Annotated in this window: 1 protein-coding gene; it reads left to right on the top strand. The window is 39.9% G+C overall.

Features of this window, described 5'->3' with window-relative positions; translation table 11 throughout:
- Positions 1 to 240 precede the first annotated feature (240 nt).
- Positions 241 to 854 (top strand): TonB-dependent receptor plug domain-containing protein (locus tag CWB85_RS19790; RefSeq protein ID WP_171039041.1); only part of this gene is annotated, 614 nt, incomplete at its 3' end.

Consider the following 854-nt stretch of genomic DNA (forward strand, 5'->3'; position numbering starts at 1 on the left):
GAATAGTAATAATTATTATTTGCTACTTTATGAAAATGACAGACTAAAAGTGCTTTATTGATGTTGACTGTTAAATAATCATACAATATGATTAAAGTCCGGGCAGCAATATATTAACATAATAAAATAGAGACTAACTCAACGTGTTGCCTGGCCATAAGCTCGTTGAAAGGGTCGCTTATCGATTATAAAAATCACACATTTGTAGTCGTGACAAAAATAAACTGGAGAACATCGCTAATGTTTAAACGAACACACACAGCTAGCGCCGTTGTATTGGCTCTTACATGCCAATTATCTTTTGCCCAAGAAGCACAAGAGAATAGCCCCGCAGCAGAAGATGATTCCTTAGAAGTAATTCAAGTTCAAGGTATTCGCGGTAGCTTAAATAAAGCACTTGCAGAAAAACGTTTTAGCACACAAATTGTAGACTCAATTATTGCTGAAGACATTGGTAAGTTTCCTGATAACAATGTTGTTGAAGCCTTACAAAGGGTAACCGGTGTACAAACCACAGGCCGTGGCGCTGGTGAAGTAAGTCAAGTATCAATACGTGGTTTGACCGATGTGCACACCACCGTTAACGGCCGAGATATTTTTACTGGCGCAGGTCGTGATGTCGCGCTACAAGATATTCCGGCGAGCTTATTATCGGGCGTTACAGTTTATAAAACGCGTTCGGCTGATCAGGTAGAGCGTGGTATTGCCGGTTCAATCGATATTAAAACTAATCGTCCTTTTAATTTTGACGGAAAAAAAGTTGTTCTCGCTGCCCGCGGTATTTATTCTGATCAACCGGATAAAGTTGACCCAAATGTGAGTGCATTATTAAGTAACCGCTGGGAACTTGATGG

It is taken from the genome of Pseudoalteromonas sp. S1727 (assembly GCF_005886375.1).
Lineage (GTDB): Bacteria > Pseudomonadota > Gammaproteobacteria > Enterobacterales > Alteromonadaceae > Pseudoalteromonas > Pseudoalteromonas haloplanktis.